This window comes from Pseudomonas sp. BGI-2 (assembly GCF_004310295.1).
GTDB lineage: Bacteria > Pseudomonadota > Gammaproteobacteria > Pseudomonadales > Pseudomonadaceae > Aquipseudomonas.
Genome location: NZ_SISB01000042.1, coordinates 42,202 through 60,675 on the forward strand (window position 1 = coordinate 42,202; position 18,474 = coordinate 60,675).

The 18,474-nt window shown below is 57.9% G+C and carries 21 protein-coding genes and 3 pseudogenes; 12 read left to right on the forward strand and 12 right to left on the reverse strand.

Going from position 1 to position 18,474, the window contains the following annotated elements:
- The first annotated feature begins 3 nt into the window (after positions 1–3).
- Positions 4–1,371 (forward strand): HlyD family type I secretion periplasmic adaptor subunit, encoded by a 1,368-nt coding sequence (locus tag EYC95_RS24105; protein WP_131062547.1) that lies wholly within the window; start codon positions 4–6, stop codon positions 1,369–1,371.
- 146 nt (positions 1,372–1,517) lie between these two features.
- On the opposite strand, the gene EYC95_RS24110 is transcribed toward EYC95_RS24105, so the two are convergent.
- Positions 1,518–2,114 (reverse strand): tRNA-uridine aminocarboxypropyltransferase, encoded by a 597-nt coding sequence (locus EYC95_RS24110; RefSeq protein WP_131062548.1) that lies wholly within the window; start codon positions 2,112–2,114, stop codon positions 1,518–1,520.
- A 4-nt stretch (positions 2,115–2,118) separates the two neighbouring features.
- Positions 2,119–3,012 carry a LysR family transcriptional regulator gene (locus tag EYC95_RS24115; RefSeq protein WP_007945995.1) on the reverse strand — a complete coding sequence of 298 codons (894 nt, stop codon included), beginning with the start codon at positions 3,010–3,012 and terminating at the stop codon, positions 2,119–2,121.
- Positions 3,013–3,381: 369 nt separating this feature from the next.
- Here EYC95_RS24115 and speB point away from each other — a divergent pair, with 369 nt between their 5' ends.
- The 6 genes from speB (at position 3,382) to EYC95_RS24150 (ending at position 9,021) form a co-directional block, all read left to right on the forward strand.
- The gene (gene speB / locus EYC95_RS24125) at positions 3,382–4,332 is read left to right on the forward strand and encodes an agmatinase (RefSeq protein WP_131062549.1); all 951 of its coding nucleotides are present in this window, start codon (positions 3,382–3,384) and stop codon (positions 4,330–4,332) included.
- Between the two features lie 9 nt (positions 4,333–4,341).
- Positions 4,342–4,764: a nuclear transport factor 2 family protein gene (locus EYC95_RS24130; RefSeq protein WP_131062550.1), complete on the forward strand. Its 423-nt coding sequence runs from the start codon at positions 4,342–4,344 to the stop codon at positions 4,762–4,764.
- 54 nt (positions 4,765–4,818) lie between these two features.
- A complete protein-coding gene (locus tag EYC95_RS24135; protein ID WP_131062551.1) occupies positions 4,819–6,330 on the forward strand; it encodes a cytosine permease in 1,512 nt (503 codons plus the stop codon).
- A gap of 194 nt (positions 6,331–6,524) precedes the next feature.
- Positions 6,525–7,904: a sodium:solute symporter gene (locus tag EYC95_RS24140; protein WP_131062552.1), complete on the forward strand. Its 1,380-nt coding sequence runs from the start codon at positions 6,525–6,527 to the stop codon at positions 7,902–7,904.
- An 84-nt stretch (positions 7,905–7,988) separates the two neighbouring features.
- Positions 7,989–8,714 (forward strand): MBL fold metallo-hydrolase, encoded by a 726-nt coding sequence (locus EYC95_RS24145; protein WP_131062553.1) that lies wholly within the window; start codon positions 7,989–7,991, stop codon positions 8,712–8,714.
- Between the two features lie 55 nt (positions 8,715–8,769).
- Positions 8,770–9,021, forward strand: coding sequence for an acyl carrier protein (locus EYC95_RS24150; protein WP_131062554.1), 252 nt, complete (start codon positions 8,770–8,772; stop codon positions 9,019–9,021).
- Positions 9,022–9,280: 259 nt separating this feature from the next.
- Here EYC95_RS24150 and EYC95_RS30750 read toward each other — a convergent pair whose 3' ends face one another.
- Positions 9,281–9,409 (reverse strand): PA1414 family protein, encoded by a 129-nt coding sequence (locus tag EYC95_RS30750; RefSeq protein ID WP_007914492.1) that lies wholly within the window; start codon positions 9,407–9,409, stop codon positions 9,281–9,283.
- Between the two features lie 139 nt (positions 9,410–9,548).
- A pseudogene (locus EYC95_RS24155) lies at positions 9,549–9,965 on the reverse strand (LysR substrate-binding domain-containing protein); the annotation flags it as partial.
- Between the two features lie 55 nt (positions 9,966–10,020).
- On the opposite strand from EYC95_RS24155, the pseudogene EYC95_RS24160 reads away from it, so the two are divergent.
- Positions 10,021–10,475 (forward strand): annotated as a pseudogene (locus tag EYC95_RS24160) (YbfB/YjiJ family MFS transporter); the annotation flags it as partial.
- On the opposite strand, the gene EYC95_RS24165 reads toward EYC95_RS24160, so the two are convergent.
- The 3 genes from EYC95_RS24165 to EYC95_RS24175 all read right to left on the reverse strand — a co-directional run bounded on the left by EYC95_RS24165 (position 10,420) and on the right by EYC95_RS24175 (position 12,847).
- Complete coding sequence (locus tag EYC95_RS24165) at positions 10,420–11,352, reverse strand: DMT family transporter (RefSeq protein ID WP_131062555.1); 933 nt, start codon at positions 11,350–11,352, stop codon at positions 10,420–10,422. The pseudogene EYC95_RS24160 and the gene EYC95_RS24165 sit on opposite strands and share 56 nt — an antisense overlap.
- A 219-nt stretch (positions 11,353–11,571) precedes the next feature.
- Positions 11,572–11,964 (reverse strand): DUF2177 family protein, encoded by a 393-nt coding sequence (locus EYC95_RS24170; RefSeq protein WP_131062556.1) that lies wholly within the window; start codon positions 11,962–11,964, stop codon positions 11,572–11,574.
- Between the two features lie 46 nt (positions 11,965–12,010).
- Positions 12,011–12,847, reverse strand: a complete 837-nt coding sequence (locus EYC95_RS24175; RefSeq protein ID WP_131062557.1) for a S1 RNA-binding domain-containing protein — start codon at positions 12,845–12,847, stop codon at positions 12,011–12,013.
- Between the two features lie 352 nt (positions 12,848–13,199).
- On the opposite strand from EYC95_RS24175, the gene EYC95_RS24180 reads away from it, so the two are divergent.
- The 3 genes from EYC95_RS24180 (at position 13,200) to EYC95_RS24190 (ending at position 15,273) form a co-directional block, all read left to right on the forward strand.
- Positions 13,200–13,388 carry a hypothetical protein gene (locus EYC95_RS24180; protein ID WP_017337097.1) on the forward strand — a complete coding sequence of 63 codons (189 nt, stop codon included), beginning with the start codon at positions 13,200–13,202 and terminating at the stop codon, positions 13,386–13,388.
- Positions 13,389–13,609: 221 nt separating this feature from the next.
- Positions 13,610–14,326, forward strand: coding sequence for a TorF family putative porin (locus tag EYC95_RS24185; RefSeq protein ID WP_131062558.1), 717 nt, complete (start codon positions 13,610–13,612; stop codon positions 14,324–14,326).
- 77 nt (positions 14,327–14,403) lie between these two features.
- Positions 14,404–15,273, forward strand: coding sequence for a DUF6279 family lipoprotein (locus tag EYC95_RS24190; RefSeq protein ID WP_131062559.1), 870 nt, complete (start codon positions 14,404–14,406; stop codon positions 15,271–15,273).
- 126 nt (positions 15,274–15,399) lie between these two features.
- On the opposite strand, the gene EYC95_RS24195 is transcribed toward EYC95_RS24190, so the two are convergent.
- A complete protein-coding gene (locus EYC95_RS24195; RefSeq protein ID WP_131062560.1) occupies positions 15,400–15,789 on the reverse strand; it encodes a transcriptional regulator in 390 nt (129 codons plus the stop codon).
- Positions 15,790–15,968: 179 nt separating this feature from the next.
- Between EYC95_RS24195 and EYC95_RS24200 the strand changes: the two genes are divergently transcribed.
- Positions 15,969–16,703, forward strand: coding sequence for a thioredoxin family protein (locus tag EYC95_RS24200; RefSeq protein WP_131062561.1), 735 nt, complete (start codon positions 15,969–15,971; stop codon positions 16,701–16,703).
- A 6-nt stretch (positions 16,704–16,709) separates the two neighbouring features.
- On the opposite strand, the gene EYC95_RS24205 is transcribed toward EYC95_RS24200, so the two are convergent.
- The 4 genes and pseudogenes from EYC95_RS24205 to EYC95_RS24220 all read right to left on the reverse strand — a co-directional run.
- Complete coding sequence (locus EYC95_RS24205) at positions 16,710–16,889, reverse strand: hypothetical protein (protein ID WP_131062562.1); 180 nt, start codon at positions 16,887–16,889, stop codon at positions 16,710–16,712.
- A gap of 210 nt (positions 16,890–17,099) precedes the next feature.
- On the reverse strand, positions 17,100–17,429 hold the full coding sequence (locus tag EYC95_RS24210; RefSeq protein WP_131062563.1) for a hypothetical protein: 330 nt from the start codon (positions 17,427–17,429) through the stop codon (positions 17,100–17,102).
- Positions 17,430–17,675: 246 nt separating this feature from the next.
- Positions 17,676–17,897 (reverse strand): hypothetical protein, encoded by a 222-nt coding sequence (locus tag EYC95_RS24215; RefSeq protein ID WP_131062564.1) that lies wholly within the window; start codon positions 17,895–17,897, stop codon positions 17,676–17,678.
- 222 nt (positions 17,898–18,119) lie between these two features.
- Positions 18,120–18,474, reverse strand: a pseudogene (locus EYC95_RS24220) (IS4 family transposase); the annotation flags it as partial.

Genomic DNA, 18,474 nt, shown 5'->3' on the forward strand with positions numbered 1-18,474 from the left:
CCCATGGCCCGTTCATCATCAGACAAGTCGCAAGACCGGGGCTATTTCGGCAGTTTCGGCAAAACCGCGGAAAGCGAATTCATGCCGGAAACCGCCGGCGCCTCGTTGCAGGATTCGCCGCGCTGGTCGCGAATCACCGTGTGGCTGGCCGCTGCGCTGCTGATTACAGCGCTGGTCTGGGCCAAGTTTGCGGTACTGCAAGAAGTCACCATGGGCGAAGGCAAGGCGATCCCGTCGAGCAAGGTCCAGGTGATCCAGAACCTTGAGGGCGGCATCGTCACCGAAATTTTCGTGCGCGAAGGGCAAATGGTGAACAAGGGCGACACGCTGCTGCGCCTGGATGACACGCGGTTTCTGTCGAACAAGGGCGAAAGCGAAGCGGATCGTTATGCGTTGACCGCGCAGGTCGAACGTCTGTCGGCCGAAGCGGAAGGCCGGCCGTTCAAGCTGTCGCCTGAAGTGATTGCCAAGGCCCCTCAAGTGGCCGAGGACGAGCGCTCGCTGTACGAACAACGCCAGCGTCGACTGGCCAGTGAGCAACGCACGTTGAGTGAACAACTTCGGCAAAAGACCCAGGAACTGGCGGAATTTCGTTCCAAACAGGGGCAATTCAGTTCGAGCCTGGCGCTGCTGCAACAAGAGATGAACATGTCCGCGCCGCTGGTAGGCACCGGGGCGGTTTCACCGGTGGAAATCCTGCGACTCAAACGCAGCGCGGTGGAAATTCGCGGCTCGCTGAACGCCACGACGCTGGCGATTCCCCGGGCGGAATCGGCGATCAACGAGATCAAAAGCAAGATTGATGAATCGGAACAATCCTTCCGCTCGGACGCGGCGAAAGAACTGAATGAAAAACGCACCGACCTGTCGAAAATCACAGCGTCGAGTATCGCCATCGATGACCGCGTGACCCGCACCACCGTGGTGTCGCCGGTGCACGGAATAATCAAGGTGCTCAAGGTCAACACCATCGGCGGCGTGGTTCAACCGGGCAGCGACATGGTGGAAATCGTCCCCATTGAAGACAACTTGCTGATCGAAGCCAAGGTGCGGCCGCAGGACGTGGCTTTTCTGCATCCGGGGCAGAAAGCGATGGTGAAGTTCAGTGCGTACGACTACACGATTTATGGGGGTTTGACTGCCAAGCTGGAGTTGATTGGTGCGGACACGATTACCGATGACAAGGGCAACAGCTTTTATCTGATTCAGGTGAGGACTGACAAAAACCACTTGGGTGGGGATGTGAAACCGTTGCTGATTATTCCGGGGATGGTGGCGACGGTGGATATCATCACGGGCGAGAAAAGTGTGCTGGATTACCTGTTGAAACCGGTGTTGAAAGCGCGGACAGAGGCGATGCGGGAGCGGTAGTTTTATGCCGGGATTGGTGGTGATTGTGCTGCCGTCTTCGCGGGCAAGCCTCGCTCCTACAGGGTAGTGGTGTGCCGATGTTTTGTGAAAGACATCAATCCTGTAGGAGCGAGGCTTGCCCGCGAAGAGGCCATCACTAACACCGCCTATTTCGGTCCATGATTACGCAAAAAAGTCTCCTCCCCCATCGCCGCAATCTGCCCCTCGATCAACGCCTCGAACGGTTTCAGCAACGGCTCAAAACTGACAGGCGCTTCCAGCACCTGCAACGCCTGCACAATCGCCTCCACCGTAGACAACGCCCCGGGACCCGGTGCCTTGCGCAATCGATAACGGGACACGCCACCGTCAACCAATGCCACCCTCGGCAACGCCGCCAGCAACGGATTGAGGTGCAACAGCTTGCGCGCCTTGCGCCAGGTGCCGTCCGGGACGACCAGCAATAGCGGTTCCTCATTCGCGGTGTACGCCTGCAACGGTTGCGCATCGTCGGCAGGAAACAACAACCGCGCCTGATACCCCGGCTGATTCAACAGCGCCGGCAAATCCTCGAAAACCTCACCCACAATCAACTCGGCATTCTTCAACCCCAACGCCGCCAGCCTAGCGGTATTCAGCGCATGGTTCACCTCGCTCGGATGCTGCAACAGCAGCACCCGGGTGCGGCTGTCGAGGCTCGGGATCAACGGGCACAGGCAATGGGTTTGTGGGCGCAGGCAGCGCGGACAGTGGATTCTGGACATGTTCTCAGGCCTGGTTCAGTTGTGCTTTGAGCAGATCGCGGAAGGTTTGGATCAACGGCTCACGACTGCGGCCACGACGCACGATCATCGAGAACGGGGCCTGATAACCAAAGGTCGCGGGCAGCAACACGCGCAAATCTCCCTTGTCCGCCCAAGCCTGGGCGTAGTGCTCCGGCAGGTAGCCAATGTAGGCGCCGGACAGCACCAGAATCAGCTGGGCCTCCATACTTTCCACGGTGGCGGCGCTGTGTTTGAAACCGTGCCGGGCCAGTTCGGCCTGGCTCCAGTAACCACGGCCCACCATGCGCTGCTGGGTGATGACTTGTTCGGGAATGCGCCGCTCGGTGAAGAGCGGATGACGGCTGCTGCAATACAGCCAGTGTTGCTCGCGATAGAGCGGCATGTAGACCAGACCGCTCATGCGCGTGGAAAACGCGCCGATGGCCAGGTCGAGGCGGTTGTCTTGCACGCCGAGTTGCAATTCGTAAGGGCTCATGACCGACAGATGCAAATGCACGGCCGGGTGTTCCTGACTGTAGGCGCCGATGGCTTCGGCGAAGGGCAAGGCCTTGTCACTGACGGTGGAGTCGATGACGCCCAAGTTCAGCGTGCCGCGCAGCTCACCCTTCAACGCCGCCGCGTACTGTTCGAAACCTTCGAGCTCGCCCAACAGACGCAGGGTTTCTTGATGGAACAGTTCACCCTTGCTGGTCAGGCTGAAACCGCCACGACCGCGATGGCAGAGCACCAGACCAAGGGCGGCTTCGAGCTGGCTCATGTAGGTGCTGATGGCCGAGGTCGAGAGGTTGAGCTCTTGCTGGGCGTTGGCGAACCCCTGATGACGGACCACGCTGACGAAAATGCGCAGGAGTTTCAGGTCGGGTAAAGCGTTGGCCATGGGGGGCTCCTGTTACAAGGATACGCGCGGTGCATCTGTGAAGACTCAACCCATGTGGGAGCGGGCTTGCTCGCGAAAGCGGTGTGTCAGGCAACATTGATATCGACTGACACGACGCCTTCGCGAGCAAGCCCGCTCCCACATGGGTTGTGGTGTTCAGCCTCTAAGTGACAGGCCACAGGGGGTCAGTGCATAGCGAGAAGTCTATCGCCCCCTCCGCCATTAGTTTAGAAAAATCTGAACTAAGTATTTGCCCGTAGCGATTCTTCCCGGCCACTACATTTCGCAGAATCGGCCCCCAACGGTGCCCGTACCTCCCCGGAGCGGCGCAACCGACATAAATAAAACAACGACGATGAGGCCTTACCCGTGGACAAGATTCTTCACCAACCACTGGGCGGCAATGAAATGCCGCGCTTCGGCGGCATCGCCACCATGATGCGACTCCCCCATTTGCCTACCGCTGCCGGCCTGGATGCTGCCTTTGTTGGCGTCCCCTTGGACATCGGCACCTCGCTGCGCCCCGGCACCCGTTTCGGACCTCGCGAAATCCGCGCTGAATCGGTGATGATCCGCCCGTACAACATGGCCACCGGTGCTGCACCGTTCGACTCGCTGTCGGTCGCTGACATCGGTGATGTGGCGATCAACACGTTCAACCTGCTGGACGCCGTGCGGATCATCGAAGAGTCCTACGATGCCATCCTCGAGCACAACGTGATCCCGCTGACCCTAGGCGGCGACCACACCATCACTCTGCCCATCCTGCGTGCGATTCATAAGAAGCACGGCAAGGTCGGCCTGGTGCACATCGACGCTCACGCCGATGTGAACGACCATATGTTCGGTGAGAAAATCGCCCACGGCACCACCTTCCGTCGCGCGGCCGAAGAAGGCCTGATCGACTGCGATCGCGTGGTACAAATCGGTCTGCGCGCTCAGGGTTACACCTCCGAAGACTTCAACTGGAGCCGTAAACAGGGCTTCCGCGTGGTTCAGGCTGAAGAGTGCTGGCACAAATCCCTGGCCCCATTGATGGCTGAAGTTCGCGAGAAAGTCGGCGGTGGTCCGGTGTACCTGAGTTTCGACATCGACGGCATCGATCCAGCGTGGGCGCCAGGCACCGGCACCCCGGAAATCGGTGGTCTGACGACCATTCAGGCGATTGAGATCATTCGCGGCTGCCAAGGCCTCGACCTGATCGGCTGCGATCTGGTAGAAGTCTCGCCCGCTTACGACACCACCGGCAACACCTCGCTGCTGGCCGCCAACTTGCTGTACGAAATGCTCTGCGTACTGCCTGGCGTGGCCCACCGCTGAGGATCGGTCATGAACGAACGTGATCAGGTATTGAAAGCTGCCGCCGATCTGGTGACAGCCTTTGCCCGTAACGATCGCGAAGCCTACTTCGGCGCGTTCAGCGCCGATGCCAGCTTCGTGTTCTACACCCTCGAGCAGCCCCTGCTGTCGCGCGATGCCTACCAGGCGTTGTGGGACACCTGGCGCGCCGAGGATGGCTTCGAGGTGCTTGCGTGCACTTCAAGCAACGCCTTCGTCAGCCTGCAAGGTGACGTGGCGATTTTCATCCATGACGTGGCCACCGAGCTGCGCATGCAAGGGGAGCAACACTTCAGCCAGGAGCGCGAGACGATTGTTTTCAAGAAACAAGCGTCTGGCCTAGAACAACAAGGCCTATGGCTGGCCTGCCACGAACATTTGTCCGCGATGCCGGAAGGGCTGCCACCCCCTTAGCCAAACAGGTGACGCTCACACACGATGAGCGCGCCTTTATGATCGGAGCTGATCATGAATAACAACAACAAAGACCAAAGCCTTACGCACATTGAAACCTACGGGGTCGAACAGATCCCGGACAGCGAACGCACCGCAGGCCCGACGGATTTGTTCCGGATGATCTTCGGTGGTTCCAACACTTTTGCCACCGCCGTGCTCGGCAGTTTCCCGGTACTGTTCGGCCTGTCTTTTCAGGCGGGCGTCTGGGCGATTGTGCTGGGCGTGTTGCTGGGCTCGCTGATCCTCGCGCCAATGGGCCTGTTCGGCCCGATCAATGGCACCAACAACGCCGTGTCTTCCGGTGCGCACTTCGGCGTCCACGGGCGGATCGTCGGTTCGTTCCTGTCGCTGTTGACCGCCATCGCCTTCTTCTCGCTCTCGGTGTGGAGTTCGGGTGATGCGCTGATCGGTGGCGCCAAACGCCTGATCGGTTTGCCGGAAACCGACCTGACCCTGGGCCTGGCCTACGGTCTGTTCGCGATTCTGGTGCTGACGGTTTGCATCTATGGCTTCCGTTTCCTGTTGTGGGTCAACAAGATCGCCGTGTGGAGCGCCAGCCTGCTGTTCCTGCTGGGTATTTTCGCTTTTGCCGGGCCTTTCGATGTGAACTACGCCGGCACGGTGAGCATGGGGCAACCGGGTTTCTGGGCAGCCTTCATCGGCGCAGCGCTGGTGGCGATGAGCAACCCGATTTCCTTCGGTGCGTTCCTCGGTGACTGGTCGCGGTACATCCCGCGTGACACCTCCAAGCGCCGGATCATGGCGGCGGTGGTGATCTCGCAGATCGCGACCTTTATCCCGTTCCTGTTCGGCCTCGCCACCGCCACCATCGTAGCGATCAAGGCACCGGACTACATCGCGGCCAACAACTACGTCGGCGGTCTGCTCGCGGTCTCTCCGAGCTGGTTCTTCCTGCCGGTGTGCCTGATCGCGGTGATCGGCGGCATGTCCACCGGCACTACTTCGCTCTATGGCACGGGGCTGGACATGTCCAGCGTGTTCCCTCGGGTGCTGTCGCGGGTCAAGGCGACGTTGCTGATCGGGGTGATGTCGATTGCCTTTATCTTCATCGGGCGCTTTGCGGCGAACCTGGTGCAGAGCGTGTCGACCTTCGCCGTGCTGATCATCACCTGCACCACTCCGTGGATGGTGATCATGATCATCGGTCTGCTGGTGCGTCGCGGCTTCTATTGCCCGGATGATCTGCAAGTGTTCACCCGCGGCGAGAAAGGTGGCCGCTACTGGTTCACCCACGGCTGGAACTGGCGTGGGTTGGGTGCCTGGATCCCGAGTGCACTGGTGGGTTTGTGCTTTGTGAACCTGCCGGGGCAATTCGTTGGCCCGTTGGGTGACCTGGCGGGAGGCATCGACATCAGCCTGCCGGTCACCCTCGGCCTGGCGTCGCTGGTGTACCTGACGCTGCTGAGCCTGTTCCCAGAACCGGCTGCGGTTTTCGGGCCGAATGATGCACGCAGCAAGGGCACGGATTCGCTCGGTAAACCGGCGATGCGACAAGCCGCCTGATTCAACGCATTTACCTGTGGTCAACGCATTACCTGTAGGAGCGAGGCTTGCCCGCGAAGGCGGCGGCACATTCAACATCAATGTTGACTGACACACCGCCTTCGCGGGCAAGCCTCGCTCCTACAAGGAATGGGTATTTCCACAGGAATTGATTTTCGCCTCACCATAAAAAAGACAATCGGAGACACGCCATCATGGCTTTGGATTTATTCGTCGTACTCATCTACGCCGCCGCGATGCTGATACTCGGCTACTACGGCATGCGCAAGGCCAAGACCAACGAAGACTTTTTGGTCGCCGGTCGTAACCTCGGTCCGGGCCTGTACATGGGCACCATGGCCGCTACCGTTCTGGGCGGCGCCTCTACCGTCGGCACCGTGCGCCTGGGCTACGTCCATGGCATCTCCGGTTTCTGGCTCTGCGCGGCCCTCGGTTGCGGGATCGTGGCGCTGAATCTGTTCCTCGCCAAACCGCTGCTGAAACTGAAAATCTACACCGTTACCCAGGTGCTGGAAAAACGCTACAACCCGATGGCCCGCTCCGCGAGCGCGGTGATCATGCTGGCGTATGCGCTGATGATCGGCGTGGTCTCGATCCTGGCCATTGGCACCGTGCTGCAAGTGCTGTTCGACCTGCCGTTCTGGCTGTCGGTATTGGTCGGCGGTGGCGTGGTGGTGATCTATTCGGCGATCGGCGGCATGTGGTCCCTGACCCTGACCGACATCGTCCAGTTCGTCATCAAGACCGTGGGCCTGATGTTCATCCTGTTGCCAATATGCCTGTACCGCGTCGGTGGTTGGGATGAGTTGGTGTTGAAACTGCCGGCAACCGCCTTCAGCTTCACCACGATTGGCTGGGACACCATCATCACCTACTTCATGATCTACTTCTTCGGGATCCTGATCGGCCAGGACATCTGGCAGCGTGTGTTCACCGTCAGAAGCGCCAAAGTGGCTCAGGTCGCCGGTACATTCGCAGGCTTCTACTGCATCCTTTACGGACTGGCCTGCGCCCTGATCGGCATGGCCGCTCATGTGCTGATCCCGGACCTGGACAACGTCAACAACGCCTTCGCCGCCATCGTCAAACTGTCCCTGCCGGACGGTATCCGTGGCCTGGTCATCGCAGCGGCACTGGCCGCCATGATGTCCACCGCCAGCGCTGGCCTGCTCGCCGCCGCCACCACTCTGACCGAAGACCTGCTGCCGAAACTGCGCGGTGGTAAACAGTCGAGCCTGGGCATCAACCGCCTGTTCACCCTGCTGACCGGCATCGCCGTGCTGGGTATCGCGCTGGTGGTGAACGACGTGATCAGCGCCCTGACCCTGGCCTACAACCTGCTGGTGGGCGGCATGCTGATCCCGCTGATCGGTGCAATCTTCTGGAAACGCGCAACTACCGCCGGCGCTATCGCCAGCATGGGCATGGGCTTTGCCACCGCGCTGCTGTTCATGATCAAGGACGGTATGGACGCCAATACCCCGATCTACTACAGCCTCGGTGTGGGTCTGGTGAGCTTCGTCGTGGTCAGCTTGCTGTCCCGTCGCCCGGCAGCGGTGGCGAGCGCCATCTAAGCTTTCCATAACGACTTGATGCTTTCTTCGACGGGTGTGGCGTCGGTTGCCACACCCGTTTTTTTCGTCTGAAGGAAACTGCTTATGAAGATCGTCAACCGCGACCAGTGGTTCGAGGTCAAACAGCTCAGTGACGGCATTCGGCTGATTCATGAGCCTTATATCCGGCCCTTCTACCGCTGCAATCTCTGGCACATTCAGGGGCGCGACAAGGACTTGCTGCTGGACAGCGGTTCCGGGCTCGTGAGCCTGCGCGAACAACTGCCGTGGATCACCGAGCGGCCCTTGGTGGCGGTGGCCAGTCATTGCCATTTCGACCACATCGCGGGACATCACGAATTTCCTGAACGTCTGGTACATCCGGCCGAAGCCGACATCCTGGCGGCACCTGACGGCGAAAACGATTTGAGCCGGGCATTTGTCGGTGACGAGATGTTCGAGGCGCATCCGGATTGTCCGCTGTGCTACGCCGAATACCGGGTCAAAGCCGCACCGGCCACGGGGATGATTGAAGAAGGCGACGTGCTGGATCTGGGCAACCGCGTGCTGCACGTGCTGCACACGCCGGGGCATTCACCGGGTGGCATCAGCCTGTATGAAGCCGCGACCGAGACCCTGTTCAGCGGCGACATCGTCTACGACGGTCCGCTGATCGAAGACGCCTACCACTCCAATCTCGACGACTACGCCCGCAGCCTGCAACGCTTGCGCGCGCTGCCGATCCGCACGGTACACGGCGGGCATTTCGGCAGTTTTTCCGGGGAGCATTTGCGCACGATGATTGACGAGTGGCAGCGCTCACATGCCTGAAGCCTGCTGTACTCAAGCGCAAGGACAACAACAATAACGCCCTCGAAGAACCACCATGAAAAGAGCTGCCGTTCGTGCCGCCGTGCATCGTTTTATCAGCCGCCTGCTGGAGGGTCAGGATGACTTCGACGACAACGCCAACCTGGCGCAGTTGGGATTGGATAAACAGGATATCGAAGAGCTGATCTTCCATCTGGAGGATGAGCTGGGGTTGACGGCGTTTACGGCGGAGGAAGACCGGATGCTCAAGAACGCCAGGACGGCGAATGATTTGAGTCGGTTTTTGATGGAGATCGGGCGGGATTGAGACGGGTTGCCAACTACTCACCAGTTGGCAATCAAGAATAACTTAGTGAACACACCACACTGTGGCGAGGGGATTTATCCCCGTTGGGCTGCAGAGCGGCCCCAAGACCATTCGACCGGGTTGTATCAGGTTGACCGCGTCAGGCTATTTACCGCTGCTTCGCAGCCGAACGGGGCGGTGCGACATTTCGCCAAATTCCCTCGCCACAACAGCCCCCTTGCCACAACAAGCCCGCTCGCCACGGGCCTCGTGTTGGCAGTTACCGGCGGCGCTGCTGGCGTCGACGCTGTTCGTCGTCAGTGCGAATAGGCACAGGTTGCAGAGGCGGTTCAATCAAACCGAGTGCAACACCCAGATCGTGCAGCCAGTTTTGGATTTTCTCTTTCATGGTGCCCCCTTCAGGGTAGTGCCGAGCGACCGGAATTCTGTGGCCCCTTCGCACTGATAATAGTCCGAAGTCCTACGCATTGCTCGCCCAAATCCGCAATGATCTGTTACTGAATTGATCAAAATACCTGACCGATAGTTCAAGCTATCGCCGAAGCCTGAATCGGCGCCGACGGATAGACGCCTGTTGCTGCTCAATCCACGCGTTCAGGTTGGCCCCGACCATGCCCTTGGCGCCACATCAACCACGTCGTCGCGCGGGCAAACGGCTCCGCCAGAGGGTGCACCGCCACGCTTTCGCGCCCGGCAGGCTGGCAAGCTGGCAAGCTGGCAAGCATCGACTCCGACATCAGCGCCACGCCCGAGCCGGCAATCACACACGCCTGCATTCCCGGATAGGATTCGATCTCCATCGCCCGGCCCATGGCCGCGTGGTCATGGGCAAACCAGGCTTCCAGACGCATCCGGTACGAACAGCCCTGACGAAAGGTAAACACCTACCGTCCTTCCACATCCAGGGCGTTACGTACCGGCGGGTGATCAGCCTCGCTGATCAAATGCCGCACTTGCTCAGTGAAGGTCGGATCGACCTGACCGCCGCCGGTCTGATTGGCCGCACCGAACGCAGCCACTTCCAGCCATCAAGGCATTGGCCGTCTAGGTGTGATCTACGGGTTGTACGGTTTGGGCTACATCATCCCCGCCACTTTCCTTTCGCAAATGGCCAGCGCTCAGTTTCATGGCCAATGGCAGGCCGACCTGTTCTGGCCGTGCTTCGGCCTGGCGTCGGCCATTGGGTTGGTGCTGCAATTGGTGATGCAACGTTCCCGGGAACTGCGCCCCACGCCACCCAACACAACACCGGGCTGCTGACGGCGTGCTTCGCCGTGGGTCAGCTCGCCGGACCGTTGCTGGCAGCAATGAGCAGCCAATTCAGTGGTGGTTTGCAGCCAGCGCTGGTACTCGCCGGCAGCGGATTACTCGTGGCCGGCGGGCTGTTGTTGCGTCCGGTCACTGCTGCCCAAGGGCTTTGCGCAAACGACGGCGCACCCACTGCTCAGCGCTGACAAACGTGATACCCAGCAGCACCAGCACCGCACCGATGACGAAGTTCATGCTCAACTCTTCACCCAGCAGCACCACGCCGAACGTGACACCAAACAGCGGCGTCATGAACGAAAACACCGCCAGGTTCGCGGCCAGATAACGGCGCAACAGCCAGAACCACGTCAGATAGCTGAAGAACGACACGACCAATCCCTGGAACAGCACACTCGCCACCGCCACGGTGGTCAGGCTGACGTGGGTCACCTGGCCGCTGAGGATCGCGATCAGCAGCAGCCCGACGAAGCCGACGATCAGTTGATAAAACAGGGTCAGCGTGACGGGGGCCTCCGACAGTCGCGAGGCGCGCACCACCACCGTGGTCGCCCCCCAGGATGCACCGGCCAGCACGCCCAACGCATCGCCTATCAACATGCGGTGATCGAGGTTGTCCCAGGACACGCCACCAGCAAACGCTATGGCGATCCCGACGAAGGCGAGGAAAATCCCCAGCCACTGGATGGGTCTCAAACGTTCGCTCGGCAGCAGCCAGTGCACGCCCAACGCGGTAAAAATCGGCGCGGTGTAAAGGAACACCGACATGTGTGCGGCCGTGGTCAGTTGCAAGCCTTCGGAAATGAAGAAGAACTCCAGGCCAAACAGCGCACCCGCCAGCAAACCACCGCGCCAGGTGCTACTGACCTGGTCCCAGCCGCCCTTCCAGCAGATCAACAATCCGACAAGCAACGCGGAAATACCCGACCGCCCCACCGCTTGCATGACCGGCGCGATGTCGGGCGCCGCCCATTTGATCATCACCTGCTGCACACCCCAGATCAGGCACAACCCGATCATCACTTGCAGGGCAAACCCATCGGCGCTACGCCGGGTGGCGCTCATTGGAAGACCTCGACAACACACAACATGGCAGTGACCTGACAGTAAAAACAAAGCCCCGGCCTGTTTGATGAACAAACAGTACCGAGGCGAAAAATGATGCCGTCGATTATTAACCAGATGGCCAGAAAATGCCGCTTCGGGGGACCTGTAAATGCGTACGACAACAATCAACCGTGGGAGCGAGCCTGCACGCGATGACGTCATCGCAAGCCACTGAGATCACCGCGCTTTGCACGCAGCCCAATACCCAACGCTGCACGCAACACATGTGGCAAAAGCACCCCACGCCATATCCATCAATGCCAACTGTGCCGACCACCCCTTTAACGTCGCCCAGTTGCTCAAATCATAGGTGCCATACGCCACCAATCCCAACAGCGCCCCCAAACGGGCAGCATGCCGCCAGGTATTCGCCGGCAACACCACGAACACCACACAACCGAATACATAGAGAAGATAGAACGCTACTGCCGGGGCTAGCAGTGGTTGGTCGAGCATCAGCGAGCCGAGCAGCGCCCGATACGTGGACGTCATCAGCACGCCGAGCCATAGGCCGTCGAGCACGAGAAACGCGAGCAAGGTGCCCGAGTATGCAAACAGCGCTTTTTTCATAGCCGCCCAACCCCATGTATTTGTCCTACATGGGGCCGGCGCGAGGTCAGCTTAGTTCAATGCGATCCGCATGAATGACGATCTGGCCATTCTTGTACAGTGCACCGATGGCCTTCTTGAAGTTGCCTTTGCTGACACCAAACATGCTGGTGATCACCGTCGGGTCGCTCTTGTCGCTGACCGGCAAGGTGCCGTTGTTGTCACGCAACTTGGCGAGGATCTTCGAGTTGAGGCTGGTGGCCGCTTCTTCGCCTACCGGTTGCAGGCTCAGGCTGATCTTGCCGTCGGCACGGACTTCTTTGATAAAGCCCTTCTCTTCCTTGCCGGCGCGCATGAACTTGAAGATTTCGTTCTTGTGGATCAGGCCCCAGTGCTTGTTGTTGATGATCGCCTTGAAGCCCATGTCGGTCGCTTCGGCCACCAGCAAATCAACTTCCTGGCCAGGGGTGTAGTTGGCCGTGGTCTTGTCGAGGTAGCGGTCCAGGCGCGCCGTCGCGGTGATGCGGCGGGTGTGCTTGTCGAGGTAGACGTGCACCACGACATACTCGCCGGCCGTCATCTGGCGCTTTTCTTCGGAGTACGGCAGCAGCAGATCCTTCGGCAGACCCCAATCCAGGAAAACACCGATGCTGTTGACTTCAACGACTTTCAAACTGGCGAACTCACCGACCTGAACTTTCGGCGTTTCGGTAGTTGCGATGAGTTGGTCATCGCTGTCCAGATAAACAAAAACGTTGAGCCAATCTTCATCTTCGCTGGGAATATCTTTGGGAATATAACGATTAGGCAGGAGGATTTCGCCGTCCGCGCCACCGTCAAGATATAAACCGAAGTTAGTGTGTTTAACCACTTGCAAACTGTTGTAGCGCCCGACTAAAGCCATTTCCAATACCCTCATTGCGTGGGCGGCATTCTACCCGGTTTTGCGGGCGGCGTTTCCGTGGCCAGCCCGGTGACACCAGAAATTCTTCTGAAGGCCTACATTTTCCTGGGTACTGACTCAGGCCTTTGGCCGCTCGTCAGGCCGAACGGGTGATTGTCACCACTGCCAGCTCATCAGAAATCCTTGTTTTTCTACCGCCGTTCTTAGTTAAAACAGCAGCTTAGGGGCATATTTCGAATAATAACTTGTGAGTCATTGCGCCCCTACGATGTGTATTTTGAGGGGATATTTGCCAAGCAATTGTCAAGTATTTCCTGTACGATGCCTGGCCAAGTTAATTTTCTACAGGTTAATGGCCGCCATGCGTGTAAAAGCATCCAACAGCAAAGCAAAGCCAGCTCCAGCCGTTGAAACCAGCGAATCGATCAACAACCAGATTGCTGCGTTCCTCAAGTCCGGCGGCGAGATCCAGCAAATTGCCAAAGGCGTCAGCGGCCAGACGTTCGGCCCGTCCAAGCAGATCACTTTGGGCAAGAAGTAACACTCCCCCAAATATCTGCCGCGTCACCTGGTCCGTAAGCGCTTTGAGCTTCGAAGCGCTTGGACTGGAACCTTCCTCGCAACACTCCGCCAAACCCACCAATATTTCAAAAATCGACGAACGGCCTTCAATGCCGAGCATTCGCCGGTATGCTTGCACACGTCTAGATCAAGCGTTTCAGTAGGTTTTCGTTCCTGCTCCCCGCTGTCATGGAGTGACGCATGCTCAAACCCTCCTGTTTATTGCTCGGCACCCTGCTGTCGTGTTCGGTCGCCAACGCGCAAGTCTTCCAGCGTGAATTGGGCGACTTCGATCTCAAACTCGGCACCACCCCCAGCCGCAGCATGGCCCAGGGGTTGGTCAAACCTTCCAGTACCGGTTCGTTCCACGGTGGCCTCGACCTGAGCCACGACAGCGGTTTTTACGTGGGGCAATGGGCACCGAGCATGGGTTTGACGCCGGGAGCCAAGCTGGAAGTCGACTCCTATTTGGGCTTTAAACAACCTTTCGATAATACCCTCGGCTACGAAGTCGGCATGATCCGTTACAGCTATCCGAAAGTGGACACCCTCGACAGCCAGGAGCTGTTCGGTGGCCTGACTTTTCTCGGCAGCCGCTTCGGTGCCGCGTTCAGCAACGATCCGGACAAACAGAACAGCACCGTCTTCGCCGACCTGGGCGGTAATCAGCCGTTCGGCATCGGGATCAGCATGAAATACACCACCCACCAGCTCAACACGCCGGCGTCCGTCGACGGTGGGTATATCGGCAGTTTCACCGATTGGTCCGTGCAGCTTTCCCGGCCGTTCATGGGCGTCGACCTCGACCTGATCTACAGCGACTCAAGCCTCAGCGGCAGCGACTGCTCCGCCTATTCCGGACACAACAGCCAATGCGACGGGCTGGTCACCCTCAAGGCCGAACGCGCCTTCTATTGATCGGCTGAACTGCCGGGCACATTCTGCGTTCACATAAGAATCCACTCAAGAAGCCAGACCTTCGCAAGGACTCGCCCATGTCGCGCTGGTTGAAGTATCTCGCCGTCATTCTCACCCTCAGTCTCGCCCTTGGCGCCTGTAGCCGCGTGGGCCTGGCCTACCGCAACCTCGACGTGATCATTCCGTGGACCCTCAGCGACTACCTGGACATGAACGGCGAACAGAAAGGCTGGTTCAACGAGCGCCTCAAAGAACACCTGAGCTGGCACTGCACCACGCAACTGCCGGGCTACCTCGACTGGCTGGACCGCTTGCAGGTCATGGTCGAGACCAATCAGGTCACCGATGCCGCGCTGCAAACCCGCACTCAGGAAGCCAAAGCCGCCATCGCCCAGACCGCCCGGGAAATCACGCCTTCGGCGATCGAGTTGTTACAGGGACTGGATGACAAGCAAGTCGCGGAAATGAACGACGCCTTCGCCAAGGACCAACGCAAACGCCAAGAAGATTACGTCAAACCGTCTCTCGATCAGCAGATCAAGCAGCGCGGCGAGCGTATGGAAAAACGCCTGAATGACTGGCTGGGTCCGCTTAGTCCGACCCAGCAACAACGGGTGGTGACCTGGTCAAACGCCTTGGGTGACCAGAACACGCAATGGATCGCCAACCGTGTTCATTGGCAGAAGCAGTTCAGTGCGGCGGTTGCGCAGCGCCAGAGTCCGCAATTCCCACAGCGCATCGAGACGCTTCTGGTGAATCGCGAGAGTTTATGGACGCCGGCGTACCGTCAGGCCTACGCCAACACTGAAGCGCAGGCACGAAGCTTGTTTGTGGATTTAATGGCTGAGAGCACGCCAGCTCAGCGCCAGCGCTTATTGAAGAAGATTGAAGGGGTTCGCAAGGACTTCAACGATCTGAAATGCCTTAAAGCCGCCAAGCAAAGCTAAGCCCAACACAAATCAAAATGTGGGAGCGGGCTTGCTCGCGAAGGCGGCGTGTCAGACAAAGATGATGTCGACTGACACGCCGCCTTCGCGAGCAAGCCCGCTCCCACAATGGTTTAAGGGTGATCTTCAGGCAATCTGCGCCTTCGACGCCACCTCATCAAACGTCACCTCGTCCAACGCATCTTCCTGCTCATCCAATACCTGCCGCGGATGATCATTACCCGGAATGCTGCTGTCGATCAGGCTCAACAAACTCGAGCCGCGCGGCGTCAAAATGTAATTGGAGCCGGTGCCGCCCTGCTCTTCGGGCCGAGGCTCGATGTAACCGCGCGCCAGCATTAATTTTTCGTACTCGCCGGCCACCGCTTTCAGGTGATCCAGGTTTTCAGTCACTTCGCCTTTCGACGCTTTCTCCGCCGCATACCGTTCGGCATACGCTCTCGGCGTATAACTGGCCTCACCGTTTTGCACTTCGTGCAGCAAGCGTTCGATCAAATCCCAGTTGTAAGTTGTCATCCTGATTCAACCTCCAAAGCCTGTGAGTGAGATGGCCTTCTTAAGTTGTGACCGGCACCGCGCGCAGCCGTTCAGCCGAGTTTTTTTGCGGCTACCGACCGACGGCATGTCGAATTGGGCGTAGGTCAAACGACTAGGCTGTGTAAGTCGCCTCCCTGCATTGCGAAGGAGAACAACTGATGAACGTTCAGAATCATCCCATCGTGTCCCGCGAAGAATGGCTCGCCGCCCGCAAACAACACTTGGCCAACGAAAAAGCCTTCACCAAAGAACGAGACAAACTCAGCGCCGAACGCCGCGCCCTGCCCTGGGTGAAAATCGACAAGGACTACCACTTCCAAGGCCCCCACGGCGAACTGAAACTCGCCGACCTGTTCGGCGGCCGCAGCCAATTGGTCATCTACCACTTCATGTTCGCCGCGGGATGGGATGAGGGCTGCCCCGGCTGCTCGTTCCTGTCCGACCACATCGACGGCGCCAACCAGCATCTGGCCCATCATGACGTGGCAGTGGTCGCGGTTTCCCACGCACCGTTCGCCGAATTTCAGGCTTTCAAGCGGCGTATGGGCTGGAAATTTGATTGGGTGTCGTCAGAAGGCTGCGATTTCAATTACGACTTCGGCGTCTGCGCCCGAGCCGAAGACGTCACTGCCGGCAGAGCCACTTACAACTACGAAAAGTCCGACGGCGCCGAAGAAGAACTTCCCGGCCTTAGCGTGTTTTATCGCAATGAAGCGGGAGAAATCTTTCACACCTATTCCACCTATGCCCGAGGCCTGGACATGTTGGTCGGCGCCTATAACTACCTCGACCTCATGCCCAAGGGGCGCAATGAAGAGCAAATCATGGAGTGGGTGAAGCACCACGACAAATACGAAGAAAAGACGTCGTCGAGTTGCTGCCATGGGGGATAGAGCGCGCTAGAACACATAACAACTTTCAGGCCGCGATGTCTCGAATCGCCACGACCGGATCACACCATCGGCCGTGGTGTACACCGAGTAGCTGCAATCGAACAACCAGTTGAAGTAGTAGCGATTGCCGTCGCCCTCGACCACTCGCTCATAGCGGTGTTCGTGATTGTTCGGGGACCACAACATGAGCCGACAGCGATCATCGCACGGGGTGTTTTCGAGGTCGGGCATTGGTTGCCCGACCAGGCGGTTGGCGCTATCGATCCACACTGAACGAGAAGGTCCGCAGGCTGATAGCGACAGGGCTAGCACTATCAAAGCTAATTTTTGTGAATGAAAACGGGCGACCAATGGGTCGCCCGTTTCATGGGGACATTCTGCGTCAAGCCTGTCTTTTTAGTCATACTTGAAAGCAATTGCCAACTTGGCAGGCACAACTTTCAGTGTAATGGTGCAACCACTCCAGACGGGCAAACCGGCTGTCTTTCCACTCTCCTTGTATATTTTTCTCAGTTCAACCAGGCTTTTCAGCAACCCCACATCTACATGACCGCTCTTTGGACTGAACCAGTCTTTCTTCCCGTGCTCATCAATGTAATCAAATAGCAATTGACAGTGATCATCCTCTGGAGAAATCTCGGCTTCAACTATAACTTCAACCGCCGAAGGCGGAGCGGTACCTAAGAGTATTTCTCCAATCTGCAGATAGATCTCGTCTTCACTCATCCGTCATACCCCTCCGGGCGCATTTACAAATGTTTGCCGAACTTCTCGTCCATTGCCAATTTTATAGGCTACAACAAAATGGTCAGGCCGAACACCAGGCCCCGAGCAAAGGAAGGGACAGATTTATTTTCTGGTAATCGCACTAGAATTGCGAGTCGTAGCAATAACATTCGCTGCGGTAAATTTCACACCATTAGCAGTTAACTCATCAAGCAAAGATGTGTTCAACTCACCTTTTGCACCATTTTAACCATGACTTAAATTCTTAACCGCCTGATTCAAAAGGGACATGAGTTCTTCAAGCTCAAAATTCCATTTCCCGCCTTCAACAGGCGGGTAAATTTCGATCTCAACTGATCTGCCAGGCTCACGGGATACTTCAGCCAGTTGGTTAGTTCCCGACCATATCTCAAACACTAAATTTTCACGATCTGGTGGGCTGGTTATCATTGATGATAAATGAGTCATGGTTTTGGTGGCTCCAATAGACCAATAAATTTCCCATTAGCATCATAACGTAGCCCCCGACCATCAGGAGCAATTACATCCATTACTTTCCCAAATCTCCCCGTGTCCTTATAGGTTACGGTTGTCGCGGGATTGCTCAGAATTTCATCAGCTATTTTTTGACCTTGAGCGTTGATTTCGGAAGGACTTCCTTAGCAAAAAGAGGACAGATTTGAATGGCACTTACTTAACATGTTTTGCGTGCCCGTTTTTCCTGACATCTGCCCTTGCTGACCGACGTGGTTTGGTCAGCAAGGGGTAGGCTTGAGGTCTTCGTTTTATGGCCCGCGGCTCGATACGACTAGGCCGATTCCCGACGCGTCTCTGAGCAATCAACATCAATAAATTCGACAGGCCATTCTCATCTTCAGGGCTGCCATATTGTCGCAGCGCCAGCCATAGCTGAAGGCGGTGTTTGAAGCTCAGTTCGCGAGGTAAACAGTCAGCTAATAGCGCTGATTGTGCCATGAGCATTCGGATCAGATTGTGTGCCAACAGATAGACCCATAGCTCCTTGACTGCCATGCCTGGGGTTTTG